This window comes from Domibacillus sp. DTU_2020_1001157_1_SI_ALB_TIR_016, assembly GCF_032341995.1.
GTDB classification, from domain to species: Bacteria; Bacillota; Bacilli; order Bacillales; family Domibacillaceae; genus Domibacillus; species Domibacillus indicus_A.
This window is the reverse complement of sequence record NZ_CP135439.1, coordinates 2,888,735-2,906,923: the sequence shown is the minus strand read 5'-3', so window position 1 is coordinate 2,906,923 and position 18,189 is coordinate 2,888,735. Positions and strand designations below refer to the sequence as shown.

15 protein-coding genes are annotated in these 18,189 nt (G+C 46.9%); all 15 read left to right on the top strand.

What is annotated here, in order from left to right; genetic code table 11:
• The first annotated feature begins 2 nt into the window (after positions 1-2).
• Positions 3-716 (top strand): phosphoribosylaminoimidazolesuccinocarboxamide synthase, encoded by a 714-nt coding sequence (purC, locus tag RRU94_RS22940; RefSeq protein ID WP_315693161.1) that lies wholly within the window; start codon positions 3-5, stop codon positions 714-716.
• The gene (gene purS / locus RRU94_RS22935) at positions 716-970 is read left to right on the top strand and encodes a phosphoribosylformylglycinamidine synthase subunit PurS (protein WP_050181945.1); all 255 of its coding nucleotides are present in this window, start codon (positions 716-718) and stop codon (positions 968-970) included. Before purC ends, purS begins: the two co-directional genes overlap by 1 nt.
• A complete protein-coding gene (gene purQ, locus RRU94_RS22930) occupies positions 967-1,650 on the top strand; it encodes a phosphoribosylformylglycinamidine synthase subunit PurQ (protein ID WP_309090170.1) in 684 nt (227 codons plus the stop codon). The genes purS and purQ overlap by 4 nt, the downstream gene beginning before the upstream one ends.
• Positions 1,634-3,868: a phosphoribosylformylglycinamidine synthase subunit PurL gene (gene purL, locus RRU94_RS22925; protein ID WP_315693160.1), complete on the top strand. Its 2,235-nt coding sequence runs from the start codon at positions 1,634-1,636 to the stop codon at positions 3,866-3,868. The genes purQ and purL overlap by 17 nt, the downstream gene beginning before the upstream one ends.
• Positions 3,844-5,277 (top strand): amidophosphoribosyltransferase, encoded by a 1,434-nt coding sequence (gene purF, locus RRU94_RS22920; RefSeq protein ID WP_251272658.1) that lies wholly within the window; start codon positions 3,844-3,846, stop codon positions 5,275-5,277. The genes purL and purF overlap by 25 nt, the downstream gene beginning before the upstream one ends.
• Positions 5,278-5,291: 14 nt before the next feature.
• Positions 5,292-6,317: a phosphoribosylformylglycinamidine cyclo-ligase gene (purM, locus tag RRU94_RS22915; RefSeq protein WP_315693159.1), complete on the top strand. Its 1,026-nt coding sequence runs from the start codon at positions 5,292-5,294 to the stop codon at positions 6,315-6,317.
• Positions 6,314-6,901, top strand: coding sequence for a phosphoribosylglycinamide formyltransferase (gene purN, locus RRU94_RS22910; protein WP_315693157.1), 588 nt, complete (start codon positions 6,314-6,316; stop codon positions 6,899-6,901). The genes purM and purN overlap by 4 nt, the downstream gene beginning before the upstream one ends.
• On the top strand, positions 6,898-8,433 hold the full coding sequence (gene purH, locus RRU94_RS22905) for a bifunctional phosphoribosylaminoimidazolecarboxamide formyltransferase/IMP cyclohydrolase (protein ID WP_315693156.1): 1,536 nt from the start codon (positions 6,898-6,900) through the stop codon (positions 8,431-8,433). The genes purN and purH overlap by 4 nt, the downstream gene beginning before the upstream one ends.
• A gap of 15 nt (positions 8,434-8,448) precedes the next feature.
• Positions 8,449-9,714: a phosphoribosylamine--glycine ligase gene (purD, locus tag RRU94_RS22900; RefSeq protein WP_315693155.1), complete on the top strand. Its 1,266-nt coding sequence runs from the start codon at positions 8,449-8,451 to the stop codon at positions 9,712-9,714.
• Positions 9,715-9,943: 229 nt separating this feature from the next.
• The gene (locus RRU94_RS22895) at positions 9,944-11,680 is read left to right on the top strand and encodes an adenine deaminase C-terminal domain-containing protein (protein WP_315693154.1); all 1,737 of its coding nucleotides are present in this window, start codon (positions 9,944-9,946) and stop codon (positions 11,678-11,680) included.
• A gap of 34 nt (positions 11,681-11,714) precedes the next feature.
• The gene (locus RRU94_RS22890; RefSeq protein ID WP_315693153.1) at positions 11,715-12,689 is read left to right on the top strand and encodes a DUF3048 domain-containing protein; all 975 of its coding nucleotides are present in this window, start codon (positions 11,715-11,717) and stop codon (positions 12,687-12,689) included.
• A 2-nt stretch (positions 12,690-12,691) separates the two neighbouring features.
• The gene (locus RRU94_RS22885) at positions 12,692-12,988 is read left to right on the top strand and encodes a YerC/YecD family TrpR-related protein (protein ID WP_242233935.1); all 297 of its coding nucleotides are present in this window, start codon (positions 12,692-12,694) and stop codon (positions 12,986-12,988) included.
• A gap of 170 nt (positions 12,989-13,158) precedes the next feature.
• On the top strand, positions 13,159-13,851 hold the full coding sequence (locus RRU94_RS22880; RefSeq protein WP_315693152.1) for a heptaprenylglyceryl phosphate synthase: 693 nt from the start codon (positions 13,159-13,161) through the stop codon (positions 13,849-13,851).
• A 40-nt stretch (positions 13,852-13,891) separates the two neighbouring features.
• Positions 13,892-16,084, top strand: a complete 2,193-nt coding sequence (pcrA, locus tag RRU94_RS22875; RefSeq protein WP_251272650.1) for a DNA helicase PcrA — start codon at positions 13,892-13,894, stop codon at positions 16,082-16,084.
• Between the two features lie 95 nt (positions 16,085-16,179).
• On the top strand, positions 16,180-18,189 hold the full coding sequence (gene ligA / locus RRU94_RS22870; RefSeq protein WP_315693151.1) for an NAD-dependent DNA ligase LigA: 2,010 nt from the start codon (positions 16,180-16,182) through the stop codon (positions 18,187-18,189).

Genomic DNA, 18,189 nt, shown 5'->3' with positions numbered 1-18,189 from the left:
TCATGCAAAAAGGCAAGCAGCTCTACGAAGGAAAAGCAAAACGCATTTATGCAACAGACCAGGAAGAGATCGTCTGGATCGAATATAAAAACTCAGCGACTGCTTTTAATGGTGAGAAAAAAGCAGAAATCGACGGTAAAGGCCGCTTAAATAATTTAATCACAGGGCTATTGTTTGAGAAGCTCGCCGAGCAGGGTATTCAGTCTCACTTTGTTGAGCAGCTGTCTGAAAACGAGCAGCTTGTGAAGCATGTTGACATTATTCCGCTTGAAGTTGTGGTGCGCAATGTTGCTGCTGGCAGCATTGCCAAGCGCCTCGGCTTTGAAGAAGGTGTGCGGTTTAAAGAGCCAATCGTTGAGTTTTATTACAAAAACGATGACCTCGGTGATCCGCTCTTAACAGAAGATCATATCCGTCTGCTTGACGTGGCAGTACCTGAAGAAGTGCAAATTTTGAAAAAAGAAGCTCTTCGTGTAAACGATGTACTCATTCCATTGTTTAGCGAAATGGGTGTTGACCTCATTGACTTTAAAATCGAATTTGGCCGTCAAAAGGATGGAAGCATTCTGCTGGCCGATGAAATTTCGCCGGATACATGCCGCTTATGGGAAAAAGGCACAAATCGCAAACTCGATAAAGACTTGTTCCGCCGGGATCTTGGCGGACTGACAGAAGCATATACCGAAATCTACAATCGACTTGGAGGAACTCTATAATGTATAAAGTGAAAGTTTATGTAACACTTCGTGAAAGTGTATTAGACCCGCAAGGAAAAGCAGTACAGCAATCTCTGTCAAACCTTGGCTACCAAGGAGTAGAAGAAGTGCGCATCGGCAAATACATGGAGCTTCAATTCGATGATTCTGTTCGTGACGTAGAGGGCACAGTAAAAGAAGTATGTGAAAAACTTTTGTCAAACCCGGTTATTGAAGATTACCGATATGAAATCGAGGAGAGTGCGAAACAGTGAAATTTGCAGTCATCGTATTTCCAGGATCCAACTGTGATGTAGACATGTACCATGCAGTAAAAGACGAATTAGGCGAGCAGGTTGATCTTGTCTGGCATGATGCGGACAACCTTGATGAATATGACGGTATTTTGCTTCCAGGAGGCTTTTCATACGGAGACTACCTGCGTTCAGGCGCGATCGCTCACATGTCAAACGTAATGGCCGCAGTTAAACGTGCTGCGGAAGCGGGCAAGCCGGTTCTTGGCGTCTGCAACGGGTTTCAAATTTTGCTTGAATCAGGCCTTCTTCCAGGAGCTATGCTTCGCAACAAAAATTTAAAGTTTATTTGCCGGACGGTAGAGCTGTCTGTTGAAAATAATGAAACGATGTTTACTTCTTTATACGAAAAAGGCGAAAAAATCAGCATTCCAGTTGCACACGGTGAAGGAAACTACTACTGTGACGAAGCAACACTGGCAAAACTGAAGGAAAACAATCAAATTGCCTTCACATATGCGAGCGATGTAAACGGAAGCCTTTCTGATATTGCAGGTATCACAAACGAAAAAGGCAACGTACTTGGCATGATGCCGCATCCGGAGCGGGCTGTTGATGAACTTCTTGGCAGCGCGGATGGCCTTAAACTTTTCCAATCAATTGTAAAGCACTGGAGGAATTCTCATGTCGTTAATGCTTGAACCAAATCCACAGCAAATTAAAGACGAAAAACTATACAGCACAATGGGCTTAACGGATGAAGAATTTGCGAAAGTAGAAAAAATTCTTGGCCGTCTGCCAAACTACGCAGAAACAGGTCTTTTCTCGGTTATGTGGTCAGAGCATTGCAGCTATAAAAATTCCAAACCTGTTTTAAGCCGTTTCCCGACAAAAGGCGAGCACGTTTTGCAGGGACCGGGTGAAGGCGCTGGTATCGTTGATATCGGTGACGGTCAGGCCGTTGCGTTTAAAATTGAAAGTCATAACCACCCATCTGCTATTGAGCCATACCAGGGCGCAGCAACAGGTGTCGGCGGTATCATCCGTGATGTATTCTCAATGGGTGCCCGTCCGGTTGCGGTTTTAAACTCACTTCGTTTCGGTGAACTTGAAACAGCACGTGTAAAGTATTTGTTTGAAGAAGTTGTTGCCGGTATTGCCGGTTACGGAAACTGCATCGGGATCCCAACAGTCGGCGGTGAAATCGGCTTTGATCCGTCTTATGACGGCAATCCGCTTGTGAACGCAATGTGTGTGGGACTCATTGATCATAAAGATATTCAAAAAGGTCAGGCAAAAGGCGTTGGCAACACCGTAATGTATGTAGGAGCGAAAACAGGCCGCGATGGTATTCACGGTGCAACATTCGCTTCAGAAGAACTAAGCGAAAGCTCAGATGAAAAACGCCCAGCGGTACAGGTTGGCGACCCGTTCATGGAAAAATTGCTTTTAGAAGCATGCCTTGAGCTTATTTACAACCATCAAGACGTTCTTGTCGGCATTCAAGATATGGGTGCTGCCGGCTTAACAAGCTCGTCAGCAGAAATGGCGTCAAAATCCGGATCAGGTATCCAAATGAACCTTGATTTGATTCCGCAGCGCGAAACAGGCATGACACCATATGAAATGATGCTGTCTGAATCACAGGAGCGCATGCTGATCGTTGTGAAAAAAGGACATGAAAAAGAAATCGAAGATCTTTTTGCGAAATACGGTCTTGAAGCGGCATCAGTTGGTGTTGTAACAGACGACAAAATGCTTCGTTTGATTCATAAAGGCGAAGTAGCAGCAGAAGTACCGGTTGATGCGCTGGCAGAAGATGCACCAGTGTACCACAAGCCATCTGCAGAGCCAGAATACTTCCGTACATTCCAGGCAATGGAAGACGTAACACCGGACGTTACAGATTACAAAGAAACACTTGTGAAATTGCTTCAGCAGCCGACGATTGCAAGCAAAGAGTGGGTGTATGACCAATACGATTACCAAGTTCGTACAAATACAGTGGTAGCACCAGGATCAGACGCAGCGGTAATCCGTCTGCGCGGCACAAACAAAGCACTTGCGATGACAACAGACTGTAACGCACGTTACATTTACCTTGATCCAAAAACAGGCGGTAAAATTGCCGTGGCAGAAGCGGCTCGTAATATCGTAGCTTCTGGTGCCCGTCCACTTGCGATTACAGACGGCTTAAACTACGGAAGCCCTGAGAATCCAGGCGTATTCTGGCAGCTTGAGCAGTCAGCAGACGGAATTAGTGAAGCGTGTCTTGCGCTTCAATCACCGGTTATCGGCGGAAACGTATCTCTTTATAATGAAACAAACGGTACAGCTATTTACCCGACACCAATTATCGGCATGGTCGGATTGATTGAAGACGTGAATCATATTACGACACAAGCAGCGAAGCAGGCTGGTGACCTTGTATACGTAATTGGAGACGCTGCGAACGAATTTGGCGGCAGCGAGCTGCAAAAAATGACGAACGGCGGCGAAATTTTCGGTAAATCACCAGCGATTGATTTGACAGTGGAAAAAGCACGCCAGGATGCACTTCTTGTGGCTATTCAGTCGGGCCTTGTTCAATCAGCTCATGATATTTCAGAAGGTGGATTTGCCGTAGCACTTGTTGAAAAATTATTCGGCACAGGTCTTGGTGCCCGCGTTTCTCTTCAAGGTGAAGCAACGGCTGCCCTATTTGCAGAAACACAGTCACGCTTTGTCATTACAGTGAAGCCAGAAAACAAAGAAGCGTTTGAAGCAGCCGTACAGGATGCAAAACAAATTGGTGAAGTAACAGCTCAGCCATTGGCATCAATTTCAATTAACGGAGAAGAAGTGGTACAGGCACCGGTTAGTGAACTGGAGGATGCCTGGAAAGGAGCTATTCCATGCTTGCTGAACTCAGAGGCTTAAATGAAGAGTGTGGCGTCTTCGGGGTTTTTGGACACGAAAATGCATCACAAATCACATATTACGGCCTGCAAAGCTTACAGCACCGCGGACAAGAAGGCGCCGGCGTCGTGATGAGCGACGGAGAACGCCTTCGCGGCCATAAAGGTGAAGGGCTTGTTACAGAAATTTTCAACCAGGATATTATCAACGGTTTAACAGGAACAGCAGCCATTGGGCATGTTCGTTACCAAACAGCAGGAGGCGGCGGCTACCAAAATGTACAGCCGCTCCTGTTCCACTTTCAAACAGGCAGCCTGGCGCTTGCGCATAACGGAAACCTTGTCAATGCTACATCGCTGAAGCGTGAACTGGAAGCTCAGGGAAGCATTTTCCAGACAACGTCTGACACTGAAGTACTGGCACACTTAATCCGCCGCAGCACATATGGCACGATCAAAGACCGTTTGAAGACAGCTCTTTCCATGGTAAAAGGAGCTTATGCGTTTCTTGTCATGACGGAAAACGAAATGCATGTAGCACTTGATCCACAAGGGCTGCGCCCGCTTTCAATCGGCAAACTTGGCGATGCTTATGTGGTTGCCTCTGAAACGTGCGCCTTTGATATTATTGGTGCTGAGTTTTTACGTGATGTGGAGCCGGGTGAATTAATTACCATTAATGAAGACGGTCTTCATTCTGAACAGTTTGCCGCAGCGATCAGTGACGCAATGTGCACAATGGAATATGTTTATTTCTCCCGTCCGGACAGTAATATTCATGGCGTGAATGTTCATAGTGCCCGTAAACGCCTCGGTAAGATGCTGGCACAAGAAGTAGATCCAGCGGTACTGGAAGCCGATGTTGTCACGGGAGTACCAGATTCGAGTATTTCTGCTGCTATCGGTTTTGCAGAAGCAACAGGTATTCCATATGAGCTTGGTTTAATTAAAAATCGTTACGTTGGCCGGACATTTATTCAGCCGTCCCAGTCTCTTCGTGAGCAGGGGGTTAAAATGAAGCTTTCTCCTGTACGCGGGGTTGTAGAAGGCAAAAAAGTGGTTATGGTAGATGACTCGATTGTCCGCGGCACAACGAGCAGACGGATCGTTACAATGCTCAAAGAAGCCGGCGCAAAAGAAGTACACGTCGTAATCAGCTCGCCAGCCATTAAGCATCCATGCTTTTATGGAATTGATACATCTGAAAAAGGCGAATTGATCGCTGCACACTATACAAATGAAGAATTACGTGAACTGATCGGAGCAGATTCTCTTACGTATTTAAGCGTAGAGGGCACGATTGAAGCAATCGGCCATCGCAAAAGCGAGCTTGGCGAATGCGGCCAGTGCATGGCCTGCTTTACAGGGGAATACCCGACGGAGATTTTCCCAGATACACAGCATCCGCATGATAAAGAAGTCATGTGCTAACAGGAGGAACAAAAATGGCAAAATCGTATGAAGCAGCCGGTGTAAACATCGAGGCAGGGTACGAAGCGGTAGAACGGATGAAAAAACATGTAGAGCGGACGAAGCGCGCCGGTGTAATGGGAGCGCTCGGCAGTTTCGGGGGCATGTTTGATCTGTCATCACTGCAGTTAAAGGAGCCGGTTCTTGTTTCCGGAACAGATGGCGTCGGCACAAAACTAAAGCTTGCGTTTATGATGGATAAGCATGATACGATTGGCATCGACTGTGTAGCCATGTGTGTCAACGATGTTGTCGTACAGGGAGCAGAGCCCTTGTTTTTCCTTGATTATATTGCATGCGGCAAAGCAGTGCCGGAAAAAATCGAACAAATCGTTAAAGGAGTAGCGGACGGCTGTGAGCAGGCGGGCTGTGCCCTTATTGGCGGAGAAACAGCAGAAATGCCGGGACTTTATGATGAGGAAGAATACGATATGGCCGGATTTACGGTTGGCGCTGTTGAAAAGAGCAGCGTTGTAACAGGTGAAAACGTAAAAGAAGGCGACGTGCTGATCGGTCTCGCATCGAGCGGGATTCACAGCAACGGTTATTCACTCGTTCGCAAAATTTTCTTTGAAACACATAACCTTGATGTAAACGCGCAGGTAGAAGGTCTTTCAGTTCCGCTTGGAGAAGCGCTTCTTGAACCAACACGTATTTATGTGAAGCCGGTTCTATCCGCACTAAAGCAAGCGGCTGTAAACGGGATGGCGCACATTACAGGCGGCGGATTTGTGGAAAACATTCCGCGTGCTCTGCCAAAAGGCCTTGGCGCTTCAATTGAAGCTGGTTCATGGCCGGTACCGGACATTTTTAATGTACTGGAGACGTATGGAGAGCTTGACCGCCAGGAAATGTACAATATTTTCAATATGGGTATTGGATTTGTATTGATTGTATCGAAAGAAGAAGAAGCAAACGTAAAAGCAGCACTCGAAGCAGCTGGTGAAACAGCTTATACAATCGGACGTGTTGTGAGCGGCGAAGGAGTTACCGTTCAATGACGAAAATTGCCTTGTTTGCATCCGGCAGCGGAAGCAACGTGCAGGCAATTGCCGAGGCGGTGGCAGCAGGAAAGGTTCCTGCTGAAATCGCCTTGCTCGTCTGCGATAAACCGGATGCATATGTACTTGAACGTGCAAAAGCACTCGACATCCCGGCGTTTTCATTTCAGCCGAAACAATACGAATCAAAAGCAGCGTTTGAGAGTGAAATTGTGGACCGCTTGCAGGAGGCAGGAGTTGAATTTATTTTTCTAGCCGGCTATATGCGTTTGATCGGCCCTGTTTTACTGAATGCATACCGGAACCGGATCGTAAACATTCACCCGTCTCTTCTGCCGGCTTTTCCCGGAAAAGATGCGATCGGCCAGGCGTTTGACGCAGGGGTGAAAATATCCGGCGTTACCGTTCACTTTGTTGATGAAGGGATGGACACCGGCCCGATCATTGATCAGGAATGTGTACGAATTGATTCCGGCATGACGCGCAGCGATGTACAGACTGCCATTCAACGGATTGAACACAGCCTTTATCCGAATGTAATCACCAAACTTTTGAACCAACATAGGGAGGAACAAACACAATGACGAAACGCGCATTAATCAGCGTATCAGATAAAAGCGGCGTAACTGAATTTGCGAGAGAAATTGCGGCGCTTGGCTATGAAATTGTTTCAACAGGCGGCACGAAAAAAATGCTTGCAGAAGCAGGTGTACCGGTAAAAGGCGTAACAGATGTAACCGGGTTTCCGGAAATTCTAGAAGGCCGCGTTAAAACGCTGAACCCGTTCATTCACGGCGGCCTGCTTGCGAAACACGGCGAGCCGGATCATCAAAAGCAGCTTGAAGAGCACAATATTCAGCCAATCGATATCGTCTGCGTGAACTTGTACCCATTCCAGCAAACGATCGCAAAGCCGGATGTCACAACAGAAGATGCGATTGAAAACATCGACATCGGCGGCCCGGCCATGCTTCGTGCGTCTGCGAAAAACCACGAATATGTGACTGTAATTGTGGATTCAAGTGATTACGATCAAGTGCTGTCTGAACTGAAAGGCGAAGGTAAAACAACGCTTGAAACGCGCCGGAAGCTTGCTGCAAAAGTGTTCCGCCATACAGCTGCGTATGATGCGATGATTGCCGGCTTTATGACGGATCTTGCCGGGGAAGAAAACCCTGAAAAGCTGACTGTTACGTATGAATTAAAGCAATCGCTCCGCTACGGCGAGAACCCGCATCAAAAAGCAGCGTTTTATTCACAGCCGCTTGGCTCTTCTTTCTCTGTGGCACAAGCTGATCAGCTGCATGGAAAAGAGCTTTCATATAATAATATCCGTGATACAGACGCTGCCCTTCAAATCGTAAAAGAATTCGACGAGCCGGCTGCGGTAGCCGTGAAGCACATGAATCCTTGCGGTGTTGGAGCAGGAGAAACGATTGAAGAAGCATATGCCCGTGCATATGAAGCAGATCCAACTTCTATTTTCGGCGGTATTGTGGCATTGAACCGCCCTGTATCAAAAGAGCTTGCCCAAAAGCTGCATGAGATTTTCCTTGAGATCATTGTGGCGCCGTCTTTTGATGCAGAAGCGATTGACATACTGTCTCAAAAGAAAAACATCCGCCTCCTAACACTTGATTTCGCAAACGGCAAAAAAGGCGAAAAAGTACTCACATCTGTTGAAGGCGGCTTGCTTTCGCAAGATTTGGATGAACTGTCTCTTGCGGATGCAGACGTAAAAGTTGCGACGAAACGCCAGCCAACAGAAGAAGAATGGAAAGCCATGAAACTGGGCTGGAAAGTTGTGAAGCATGTTAAGTCAAACGCAATTGTTGTGTCCGACGACAAAATGACACTTGGTGTTGGTGCGGGACAAATGAACCGTGTTGGTGCAGCGAAAATTGCGCTTGAGCAGGCTGGTGAAAAAGCAAAAGGAGCCGCTCTTGCCTCAGATGCATTCTTCCCAATGGATGACACTGTTGAAGCGGCTGCCAAAGCGGGTATTACAGCTATTATTCAGCCGGGTGGATCAATCCGGGATGAAGATTCCATTAAAAAAGCGGATGAATACGGCATTACAATGGTAATGACAGGTATTCGCCATTTCAAACATTAAGAGGGGGCTTTTCTCATGAACGTACTCGTTGTAGGACGTGGCGGACGCGAGCACGCCATTTGTAAAAAAGTGGCGGAGAGCCCGCTTGTCGAAACCGTTTTCTGCGCGCCAGGAAATGCCGGGATCGCACAGGATGCAAGCATTGTGAATATCGACGAAATGAACTTTGCTGACCTTGCTGCTTTTGCGAAGGAGCAAGGCGTGGCCCTTGTGATTGTCGGCCCTGAAAATCCGCTTTCTGCTGGTATTACGGATTATTTAGAAGGCGAGGGGCTGAAAGTATTTGGTCCGAAACAAAACGCGGCTATTTTAGAAGGCAGCAAATCTTTTTCAAAAATGATGATGGAAAAGTACAACATTCCAACGGCACGCTATCAGTCATTTGAAGACTATGATGCAGCGAAAGCATATATTGAAAAAGAAGGTGCGCCAATCGTGCTGAAAGCAGATGGCTTGGCAGCAGGAAAAGGCGTAACCGTTGCAATGACGATGGATGAAGCACTTGCGTCATTAGATGACATGATGCTCGATAAAAAATTCGGTGATGCTTCTGCGCGCGTTGTCGTAGAGCAATTTTTGCAGGGAGAAGAATATTCTCTTATGGCTTTTGTTCATGGCGAAAATGTGTATCCGATGGAAGCTGCACAGGATCATAAGCGCGCATTTGATAACGATGAAGGCCCAAACACAGGCGGAATGGGTGCTTATTCGCCAGTTCCGCACATCTCACAGGCTATTAATGATCAGTCTGTAGAAGAAATTATCCGTCCGATCGCAAAAGGCATGGTTGCGGAAGGCCGTTCGTTTACGGGCATTATTTTTGCAGGTTTAATGCTTACAGAAGAAGGACCGAAAACGATTGAATTTAATGCTCGTTTTGGTGATCCGGAAACGCAGGTTGTACTGCCGCGTCTTGAAAATGATCTTGTTCAGGTGATGCTTGATGTGCTTGATGGCAGAGACCCTGAACTCGCTTGGAAAGAAGAATCCGTTCTCGGTATTGTTCTGGCAGCAAAAGGCTACCCGGAAGCATACGAGAAAGGCAATGAGCTCAAAGGGCTCCAGGCTATTGATGCCGGATCTGTTATCCACGCTGGCACGTATGCAGATGGAGATGTTATCCGCGCGAATGGCGGCCGTGTGCTTCTTGTTGCAGGAAGTGGAGCAAACCCGGTTGAAGCTCAGCAAAACGCGTATGAAAAAATGCAGCATATCGATACGGAACATTTCTTTTTCCGTAAGGATATCGGCAGCCGCGCTATTGCGAAAGCCCGTTTATAAAAAGAAAGCAGGGGGAGTTTCCCCTGCTTTTTTGCGTTAAATCGGGACAAAAAAAGAAGGCAATTTACCTGATTTGTCCCGAAAATCAGACTAATGCAAGTTTCTTGCCAAAAGTTCGAACTTTTTTCACAAAATCGATGATTCTTTAATGCTTTACTGTGTGATCTATGTTACGATGGAGTTCAATCGCACATTTGAAAGCGATCTCATTTTGAAAGGAACGATTGGTATGTCTGATTTAACACATAGATGGAGAAACAAAAAAATACGTGAACAGGTTGCCGTAGTAGACCGTAAAAAAGCGCCGACGCTTGTTTTGAAGAATGCGCGTTATCTTCATTCAGCTATGAAGCGCTGGCTGCAGGGAAACATCTGGATCTATGAAAACCGTATTGTCTACATCGGAGACGACCTTCCGGACCATGCGGATGAGATCGTTGACTGCACCGGAAAAACGATCGTGCCCGGCTATATTGAACCGCACGTTCACCCCTTTTTAATTTACAATCCAAAAACCTTTTCTGAATATGCGGCAAAGCGCGGAACGACCACTCTTATCAATGACAACTTGATGATGATGCTGGCCCTTACAAAAAAGAAAGCGTTTTCTTTAATTGAAGAGCTGAATAAGCAGCCGGTTTCGATGTACTGGTGGTGCCGGTATGATGCCCAAACCGAAATTGAAAATGAAGATGACGTTTTTGCAAACGGCACGGTAAGTGCCTGGCTGAAAAATGAATGTGTCATTCAAGGCGGTGAATTGACCGGCTGGCCCAAGCTTTTAGATGGAGACGATATGATGCTGTATTGGATGCAGGAAACAAAAGCAGCTAATAAGCGGATCGAAGGGCATTTCCCTGGTGCCTCGGAAAAAACATTGACGAAGATGACCTTGTTTGGAGCGGACGGCGATCATGAATCGATGACCGGAGAAGACGTAAGAAAGCGCCTGATGAATGGCATGATGGTCACACTCCGTCATTCATCCATCCGTCCGGATCTTGAAAACCTGCTGACAGAGATGAAAGAGCTTGACCTCGATCAGTACGACATGATGATGCTGACAACAGACGGTCCATCGCCTGTTTTTTGTAGGGACGGGCTGACCGATAAATTAATCCGCATCGCCATCGAAAATGGGGTGCCGCCTATCGATGCATATCATATGGCGTCATATAACGCTGCTCGTTATTATCGCATGGAACATATACATGGCATGATTGCACCTGGACGCCTGGCAAGTGTAAACATTTTAACAAGTGAATTTGACCCAACACCGGAAGCAGTGCTGTCAAGAGGCATGTGGGTGAAAAAAAGCGGCCAGGAAGCGAGTCCATTCCCGCCTGTTGCCTGGCAGCGGTTCGGGCATACGAAAATGCGGCTCGATTGGGAACTACGGGAGGATGATTTGCAATTTTCGATGCCGTTTGGTATAGAAATGGTCAACAATGTCATCACCAAGCCATGCAGTGTCGTGAAAGATGTGGCTGGAGAGCATTTTTATATGGAGCATGACCAAAATTACCTCGTTCTCCTCGATTATGAAGGAAAGTGGCGGGTAAACACAACTATCAAAGGGTTTGCTACAAACGTGCAGGGATTTGCCTCCTCGTTTTCCAGCACGGAGGATATTGTTTTGATTGGTTCATCCAAAGAGGAAATGAAGCGGGCATTTGACCGGGTGAAAGAACTGGGCGGAGGCATTGTGCTTGCAGAGAACGGAAAAATCATTCATGAAATCCCGCTTACACTGTCCGGCATCATGTCGGATCAGCCGTTTGAAACGGTAATGGAACAAGAAGCCAAGCTGCGGGAACTGCTGTCAGCGCGCGGCTATCCATATGAAGATCCCATCTATTCACTGCTGTTTTTAACGTCCACTCACCTGCCTTATATTCGCCTTACCTCGCAGGGGATATATGACGTTATGAAGAAAACGATACTCTTTCCAACGATAATGCGTTAAAATAGTAAAGTAAAACTATTTTCGGAGTGTCGATATGAGAAAAAAATGGATGGCAATGGCTGCAGCAGCCGTTTTAATCAGCGGATGTTCAAGTGCCGAGCCTGCCAGCAAGAATGAAAAAAGTGAGCTCAATCCTTTAACAGGCATTCAATCATCAGATAATGCACACCGGGCTGTAGCGGTCGTGATTAGCAATCATCCGTCAGCCCGTCCACAGACGGCTCTTGAGAAAGCGGATATTGTATATGAAATTTTGACAGAAGGCGGCATCACTCGTTTTTTAGCCATCTATCAAAGCGAATATCCAGATAAAGCGGGGCCTGTACGGAGCGCACGCGATTATCTTGTCGAGCTTTCTAAAGGGTACGATGCACTGTTTTTAGCCCACGGCTATAGTCCAGAAGCACAGGAGATGCTGCTGTCCGGTGAAGTAGATCAGGTTAATGGTATCCAGCATGATGGCGATGTGTTTAAGCGGGACCCGTCCCGGAAAGCACCGCATAATTCATACGTAGATATGAAGGAAGCGTTCCATGTTGCGGAAGAAAAAGGCTACAGCTTAAATGACGCGCCGTCGCGGCTGGCTTTTTTATCGAAGAAGGAAGCAGCGTCGCTGACCGGTGACCCGGCAGAAGCGTTTTCTATTCGGCCGTCATCAAATGATTTATTCGAATCAAGATATGAGTATGATGGCGATCAATACCGCCGGACGATAGATGGGGCAGAGATCAAAGCAGATAATGTTTTCGTCATCGAAGCGGACCATCGTGTTGTCGATGCAAAAGGGCGTCTGGATATTGATTTAACCTCTGGTGGAGATGCGTTTCTTTTTCAAGAAGGTGTCATGAACCTGGTGAAATGGCGCAATCAGGATGGACGTATCGTGCCTAATACAGAAAGCGGTCCTGCTTTTGTAACAGGAAAAACGTGGATTCATATAGTACCGGCCTCAAGAGGATTAAATAAAGCAGTAAAGGTAGAAATAGATGGTGAAGGGAATGGAAGTTGATTATGCAGATAGATAAGTTGCGGGGGAGGGAGCTGGACCAGCTGTTTCAAGCTGTCCTCTCGCTGAAGGATCTGGAAGAATGCTATCGATTTTTCGATGATCTGTGCACAGTAAATGAAATCCAGTCACTGGCCCAGCGTCTTGAAGTAGCAAGGATGCTTCAAGAAGGCAAAACCTATCATAAAATTGAAACGGAAACCGGTGCATCAACCGCTACTATTTCCCGTGTGAAACGATGCTTAAACTATGGAAATGACGGCTATGAATTCGTATTGAAGCGCGTATATGATAAAGAATAAAACAAAAAAGCAGCTCTTTTAAGAGCTGCTTTTTTCTGTATACAGAGAAGGCTTTTTTTAAAGAGTATAAATTAAGGAAGCAAAACGAAACCGTTTCGTTGAACGAATGAAGCGGGCGCTGTTTCATGATATAATACGAAGTTGTAGTTGAATGAATGGAGGCAGTGCACATGTATGATGTTCGCGAATGGCGGCATGTGTTTAAATTAGATCCGAATAAACCGATAGATGATGAATTGCTCGAACGTGTATGCGAATCTGGAACGGATGCTATTGTAGTAGGCGGTTCAGATGGCGTTACGCTGGATAATGTACTGGACTTAATGGTACGGGTGCGCCGCTTTCCGCTTCCGTGCGTACTGGAAGTATCGTCACTTGAAATCGTAACGCCGGGCTTTGATTTGTATTTGATTCCAACCGTTTTAAATACGAGCCAGGCCGAATGGATTACCGGACTGCACGTGGAAGCGATGAAAGAATACGGCGATTTAATGGACCCGGGTGAATTAATTGTAGAGGGCTATTGTATTGCGAACCCTGATTGCAAGGCAGCGAAACTGACTGGTGTTTCCGAGAAGCCGGATACGGAGGATATCATTGCATATGCACGTCTGGCCGGCCACTTATGGAAGCTGCCTGTTTTTTATTTGGAATACAGCGGCACGTATGGTGATGTTGAAGCCGTGCAGCAAGCAGCCGAAGTGTTAAAAGAAACCGAAACCGTGTTTTTCTACGGAGGCGGTATTCAAACAGCCCGGCAGGCAAAAGAAATCGGGCAGTATGCGGATGTAGTCGTTGTCGGAAATGCGGTTTATGAAAAGCCGGAAGAAGCATTAAAAACCGTCACGGCGGTTCAAAAATAGTGTATAATAAAGAACAAACGTTCTAAATGGTGGTGGCAGGATGCAATTTTTAACAGATCGATTATTAAATGGCTTGAATCCGCAGCAGCAGGAAGCCGTTAAAACAACAGAAGGGCCGCTCCTGATTATGGCTGGAGCGGGCTCAGGCAAAACCCGGGTGCTGACACACCGGATTGCCTATTTAATTGTTGAAAAAGAAATCAATCCCTATAACATTTTGGCGCTTACGTTTACCAATAAAGCGGCGCGCGAAATGAAAGACCGAATTGGTGCACTGCTCGGCGGTGCAGCTGAAGAAATCTGGATGTCGACATTCCACTCCATGTGTGTGCGTATTTTACGCCGGGATATTGACCGGATTGGCTACAGCCGGAATTTTACAATTTTAGATACAGCAGATCAGCTTTCGGTCATTAAAAGCATTTTAAAAGATTTAAACATTGATCCAAAAAAGTTTGATCCGCGGGCGCTGCTTGGCGCGATCAGCTCGTCTAAAAACATTTTAGTGGATGCGGCGGCGTTTGCGCGCCAGCAGGGCGGCTATATGGATAAAGTCACGTCTGATGTGTACACGGAATATGAAAAGCGCTTAAAGAAAAACAATGCGCTTGATTTTGACGATTTGATTATGCTGACGATCCGCCTGTTTGAGCGGGTGCCGGAAGTATTGGAGTTTTATCAGCGCAAATTTCAGTATATTCACGTGGATGAGTATCAGGATACGAATAAATCGCAGTACACCCTTGTGAAGCAGCTGGCGAGCCGTTTTCAAAATTTGTGCGTAGTCGGCGACAGTGATCAGAGCATTTATCGCTGGCGCGGTGCGGATATTGCGAATATTTTATCTTTCGAAAAAGATTATCCGCATGCAAAAGCGATTATTCTTGAACAAAACTACCGGTCAACAGGACGGATTCTACAGGCAGCGAATGAAGTGATTGAAAACAATTCCAACCGAAAGCCGAAAAAGCTTTGGACTGAAAATGTGGATGGGAAAAAAATCGCTTATTTCCGGGCTGACAGCGAACGGACAGAAGCTGAATTTGTGGCCGGTAAAATAAAAGAGCTTTCCGCCACGGGAAGAAAGCCGTCTGATTTTGCTGTTTTGTACCGCACAAATGCCCAGTCGCGTTTGATTGAGGAAACACTGATGAAGTCAAACATTGACTATACGATCGTCGGCGGTATTAAATTCTATGATCGGAAGGAAATTAAAGACCTGCTCGCGTATTTGCGCTTGATTGCAAATCCGGATGATGATATCAGCTTGTCGCGTGTCATTAATGTGCCGAAGAGGGGCCTTGGTTCCACGTCACTTGATAAAATTGCCCGCTACGCGCAGGAGAACGACATTTCCATGTTTAGGGCTCTTGCAGAAGTCGATTTTATTGGTTTAAGCGGTAAAGCGGCGAATGCAGCAGCTGATTTTCGTGATCTGATTCATGCTTATACGCAGCAGCAGGAATACTTATCTGTCTCCGAGCTTGTAGAAGAAGTGATTGACCGGACCGGGTACGTGGACATGCTTGCAGCGGAAAAAACAATTGAAGCGCAGACACGGATCGAAAATATCGAAGAGTTTTTATCTGTCACAAAGTCTTTTGAAGAATCAAACGAAGACAAAACGCTTATTGCTTTTTTAACAGATCTGGCGCTTGTTGCGGATATCGACCAGCTCGGCAAAGAAGAAGGGCCGGCAGAATCCGTCGTTCTTATGACGCTTCATTCCGCTAAAGGGCTTGAATTCCCCGTTGTATTCCTGATTGGACTGGAAGAAGGCGTCTTTCCTCACAGCCGCTCGCTTATGGATGATGAAGAAATGGAAGAAGAACGCCGTCTTGCGTATGTCGGGATTACCCGTGCGGAAGAAGAGCTGTATATGACCAATGCAGAGATGCGGACACTATACGGAAAAACAAACATGAATCCTGTGTCGCGCTTTATCAGCGAAATTCCAGAGGATCTGCTTGAATCAGAGAATCCGAAACGACAGCCGCGAAAAGCGATGCCGTTTGGCCAAAAAACACGTCCGGCTGTAACACGCCCGCAAACGAGTGCGGCGGCAGGGCTGGAGTGGAGGGTTGGCGATAAAGCGGCGCATAAAAAATGGGGAACAGGAACCGTTGTGGCGGTAAAAGGAAACGGCGACAGCACAGAGCTGGACATTGCGTTTCCGAGTCCAACCGGCATTAAGCGGCTTCTTGCACAATTCGCACCGATTGAAAAGATATAAAAACCGATTTAAAGAATCGAAGGCCGTACACGCCGCGTCCTGCGGCAGCGCCTTTGTAACCCACGTGATGTGAACACCGGAAAAGGAGATTGTATATGGATATAAAAACAGCCGAACAGCGTGTGAAGGAACTGCATGACACGCTGAATAAATACAGCTATGAATATTATGTAATGGATCAGCCTTCGGTGCCAGATTCAGAATACGACCGGCTGTTAAAAGAGCTGAATGACATTGAAGCGCAATTTCCACAGCTGCAAACACCGGACTCACCGACGCAGCGTGTCGGCGGAGCGGTTCTGGATGCTTTTCAAAAAGTGCGCCACGATACGCCGATGCTTAGTCTTGGCAATGCCTTTAACGAAGAAGACCTGCGGGATTTTGACCGCCGCGTCCATCAACTTGTCGGCCACGCCAATTACTCTTACGTATGCGAACTGAAGATTGACGGGCTTGCTGTTGCGCTTAAATACGAGAATGGAATGTTTGTGCAGGGCGCTACACGCGGTGATGGTACAACGGGAGAAGACATTACGGCAAACTTAAAAACGATTCACTCCATTCCACTTCGGCTGTCCGAGCCGCTTACAATGGAAGTGCGCGGCGAAGCTTTTATGCCAAAGCAGTCATTTATCGCCTTAAATGCGATTCGTGACGAAAAAGGAGAAGAGCCGTTTGCCAATCCGCGGAATGCAGCAGCAGGGTCCCTTCGCCAGCTGGACCCTCGCATTGCCGCTTCGCGAAACCTTGATATTTTCTTGTACGGCATTGCGAACCCGGGACCGCTTGGAATCAGCACGCATAGCGAAGGGCTGGATCTGCTTGATACGCTTGGTTTTAAAACGAACAAAGAGCGGCGCGTATGCCAAACGATTGAAGATGTGATCACCTATGTCGAAGAACAGTCCGAAAAGCGGGCGAAGCTGCCGTATGAAATTGATGGAATCGTCATTAAGGTAAATTCGCTTGACCAGCAGGACGAGCTTGGATTTACCGCGAAAAGCCCGCGCTGGGCTACTGCTTTTAAATTTCCGGCAGAAGAGGTTGTCACAAAGCTTGTAGACATTGAGCTGAGTGTAGGACGCACAGGAGTGGTTACGCCAACGGCCATTTTACAGCCGGTTCGTGTTGCAGGCACAACCGTCAGCCGTGCTTCACTTCATAATGAAGATTTAATCCGTGAAAAAGACATCCGGATCGGTGATATGGTTGTGGTGAAAAAAGCCGGTGATATTATTCCGGAAGTAGTCAGTGTACTGGCCGACCGCCGCACCGGTGAAGAAAAAGAATTCCGCATGCCGGAAGTGTGTCCGGATTGCGGCAGTGAACTGGTCCGCCTGGAAGAAGAAGTGGCGCTTCGCTGTATAAACCCGCAGTGCCCGGCTCAAATCCGCGAGGGTCTGACGCACTTTGTGTCGCGTAATGCGATGAATATTGAAGGGCTCGGCGAAAAAGTAATTGCACAGCTGTACCGTGAAGAACTGATTAAAGATGTAGCGGATTTATATACGCTTCAACGGGAGGATTTGCTGAAGCTTGAGCGGATGGGAGAAAAATCGGTAGATAATTTGTTATCCGCTATTGAAGCGTCCAAAAATAACTCGCTGGAACGGCTTTTGTTCGGCCTTGGCATCCGTCATGTTGGCGCAAAAGCAGCAAAAATACTGGCGATGGAGTTTGGCACAATGGACCGCTTAAGAGAAGTGACAGAAGAAGAACTGACGGCTATTCATGAAATTGGCGGCAAGATGGCGGATGCAGTTGTGACGTATTTCCAGCAGCCGGAAGTAGCCGAGCTGATTGAAAAGCTGAAAGCAGCAGGCGTCAATATGTCCTATGAAGGACCGATTCGCCTGGCAGTTGCAGAAGGAGAATCTCCTTTTGCCGGCAAGACGGTTGTGCTGACAGGAAAGCTGATCCAGCTTACGCGTAATGAAGCCAAGGAACGAATTGAAGCGCTCGGCGGGAACGTAACCGGCAGTGTCAGTAAAAAAACAGATCTTGTGATTGCGGGAGAGGAAGCGGGTTCGAAGCTTGAAAAAGCGGAAAAGCTCAGCATTGAAGTTTGGGATGAACAACGGTTTATGGATGAACTTACAAAATAA

What these genes read in the sequence shown, in the direction of transcription:
- purC (WP_315693161.1), top strand. Translation starts at nt 3, where the DNA reads ATGCAAAAAGGCAAGCAGCTCTACGAAGGAAAAGCAAAACGCATTTAT.
- purS (WP_050181945.1), top strand. Translation starts at nt 716, where the DNA reads ATGTATAAAGTGAAAGTTTATGTAACACTTCGTGAAAGTGTATTAGAC.
- purL (WP_315693160.1), top strand. Translation starts at nt 1,634, where the DNA reads ATGTCGTTAATGCTTGAACCAAATCCACAGCAAATTAAAGACGAAAAA.
- purF (WP_251272658.1), top strand. Translation starts at nt 3,844, where the DNA reads ATGCTTGCTGAACTCAGAGGCTTAAATGAAGAGTGTGGCGTCTTCGGG.
- purM (WP_315693159.1), top strand. Translation starts at nt 5,292, where the DNA reads ATGGCAAAATCGTATGAAGCAGCCGGTGTAAACATCGAGGCAGGGTAC.
- purN (WP_315693157.1), top strand. Translation starts at nt 6,314, where the DNA reads ATGACGAAAATTGCCTTGTTTGCATCCGGCAGCGGAAGCAACGTGCAG.
- purH (WP_315693156.1), top strand. Translation starts at nt 6,898, where the DNA reads ATGACGAAACGCGCATTAATCAGCGTATCAGATAAAAGCGGCGTAACT.
- purD (WP_315693155.1), top strand. Translation starts at nt 8,449, where the DNA reads ATGAACGTACTCGTTGTAGGACGTGGCGGACGCGAGCACGCCATTTGT.
- RRU94_RS22895 (WP_315693154.1), top strand. Translation starts at nt 9,944, where the DNA reads ATGTCTGATTTAACACATAGATGGAGAAACAAAAAAATACGTGAACAG.
- RRU94_RS22890 (WP_315693153.1), top strand. Translation starts at nt 11,715, where the DNA reads ATGAGAAAAAAATGGATGGCAATGGCTGCAGCAGCCGTTTTAATCAGC.
- RRU94_RS22885 (WP_242233935.1), top strand. Translation starts at nt 12,692, where the DNA reads ATGCAGATAGATAAGTTGCGGGGGAGGGAGCTGGACCAGCTGTTTCAA.
- RRU94_RS22880 (WP_315693152.1), top strand. Translation starts at nt 13,159, where the DNA reads ATGTATGATGTTCGCGAATGGCGGCATGTGTTTAAATTAGATCCGAAT.
- pcrA (WP_251272650.1), top strand. Translation starts at nt 13,892, where the DNA reads ATGCAATTTTTAACAGATCGATTATTAAATGGCTTGAATCCGCAGCAG.
- ligA (WP_315693151.1), top strand. Translation starts at nt 16,180, where the DNA reads ATGGATATAAAAACAGCCGAACAGCGTGTGAAGGAACTGCATGACACG.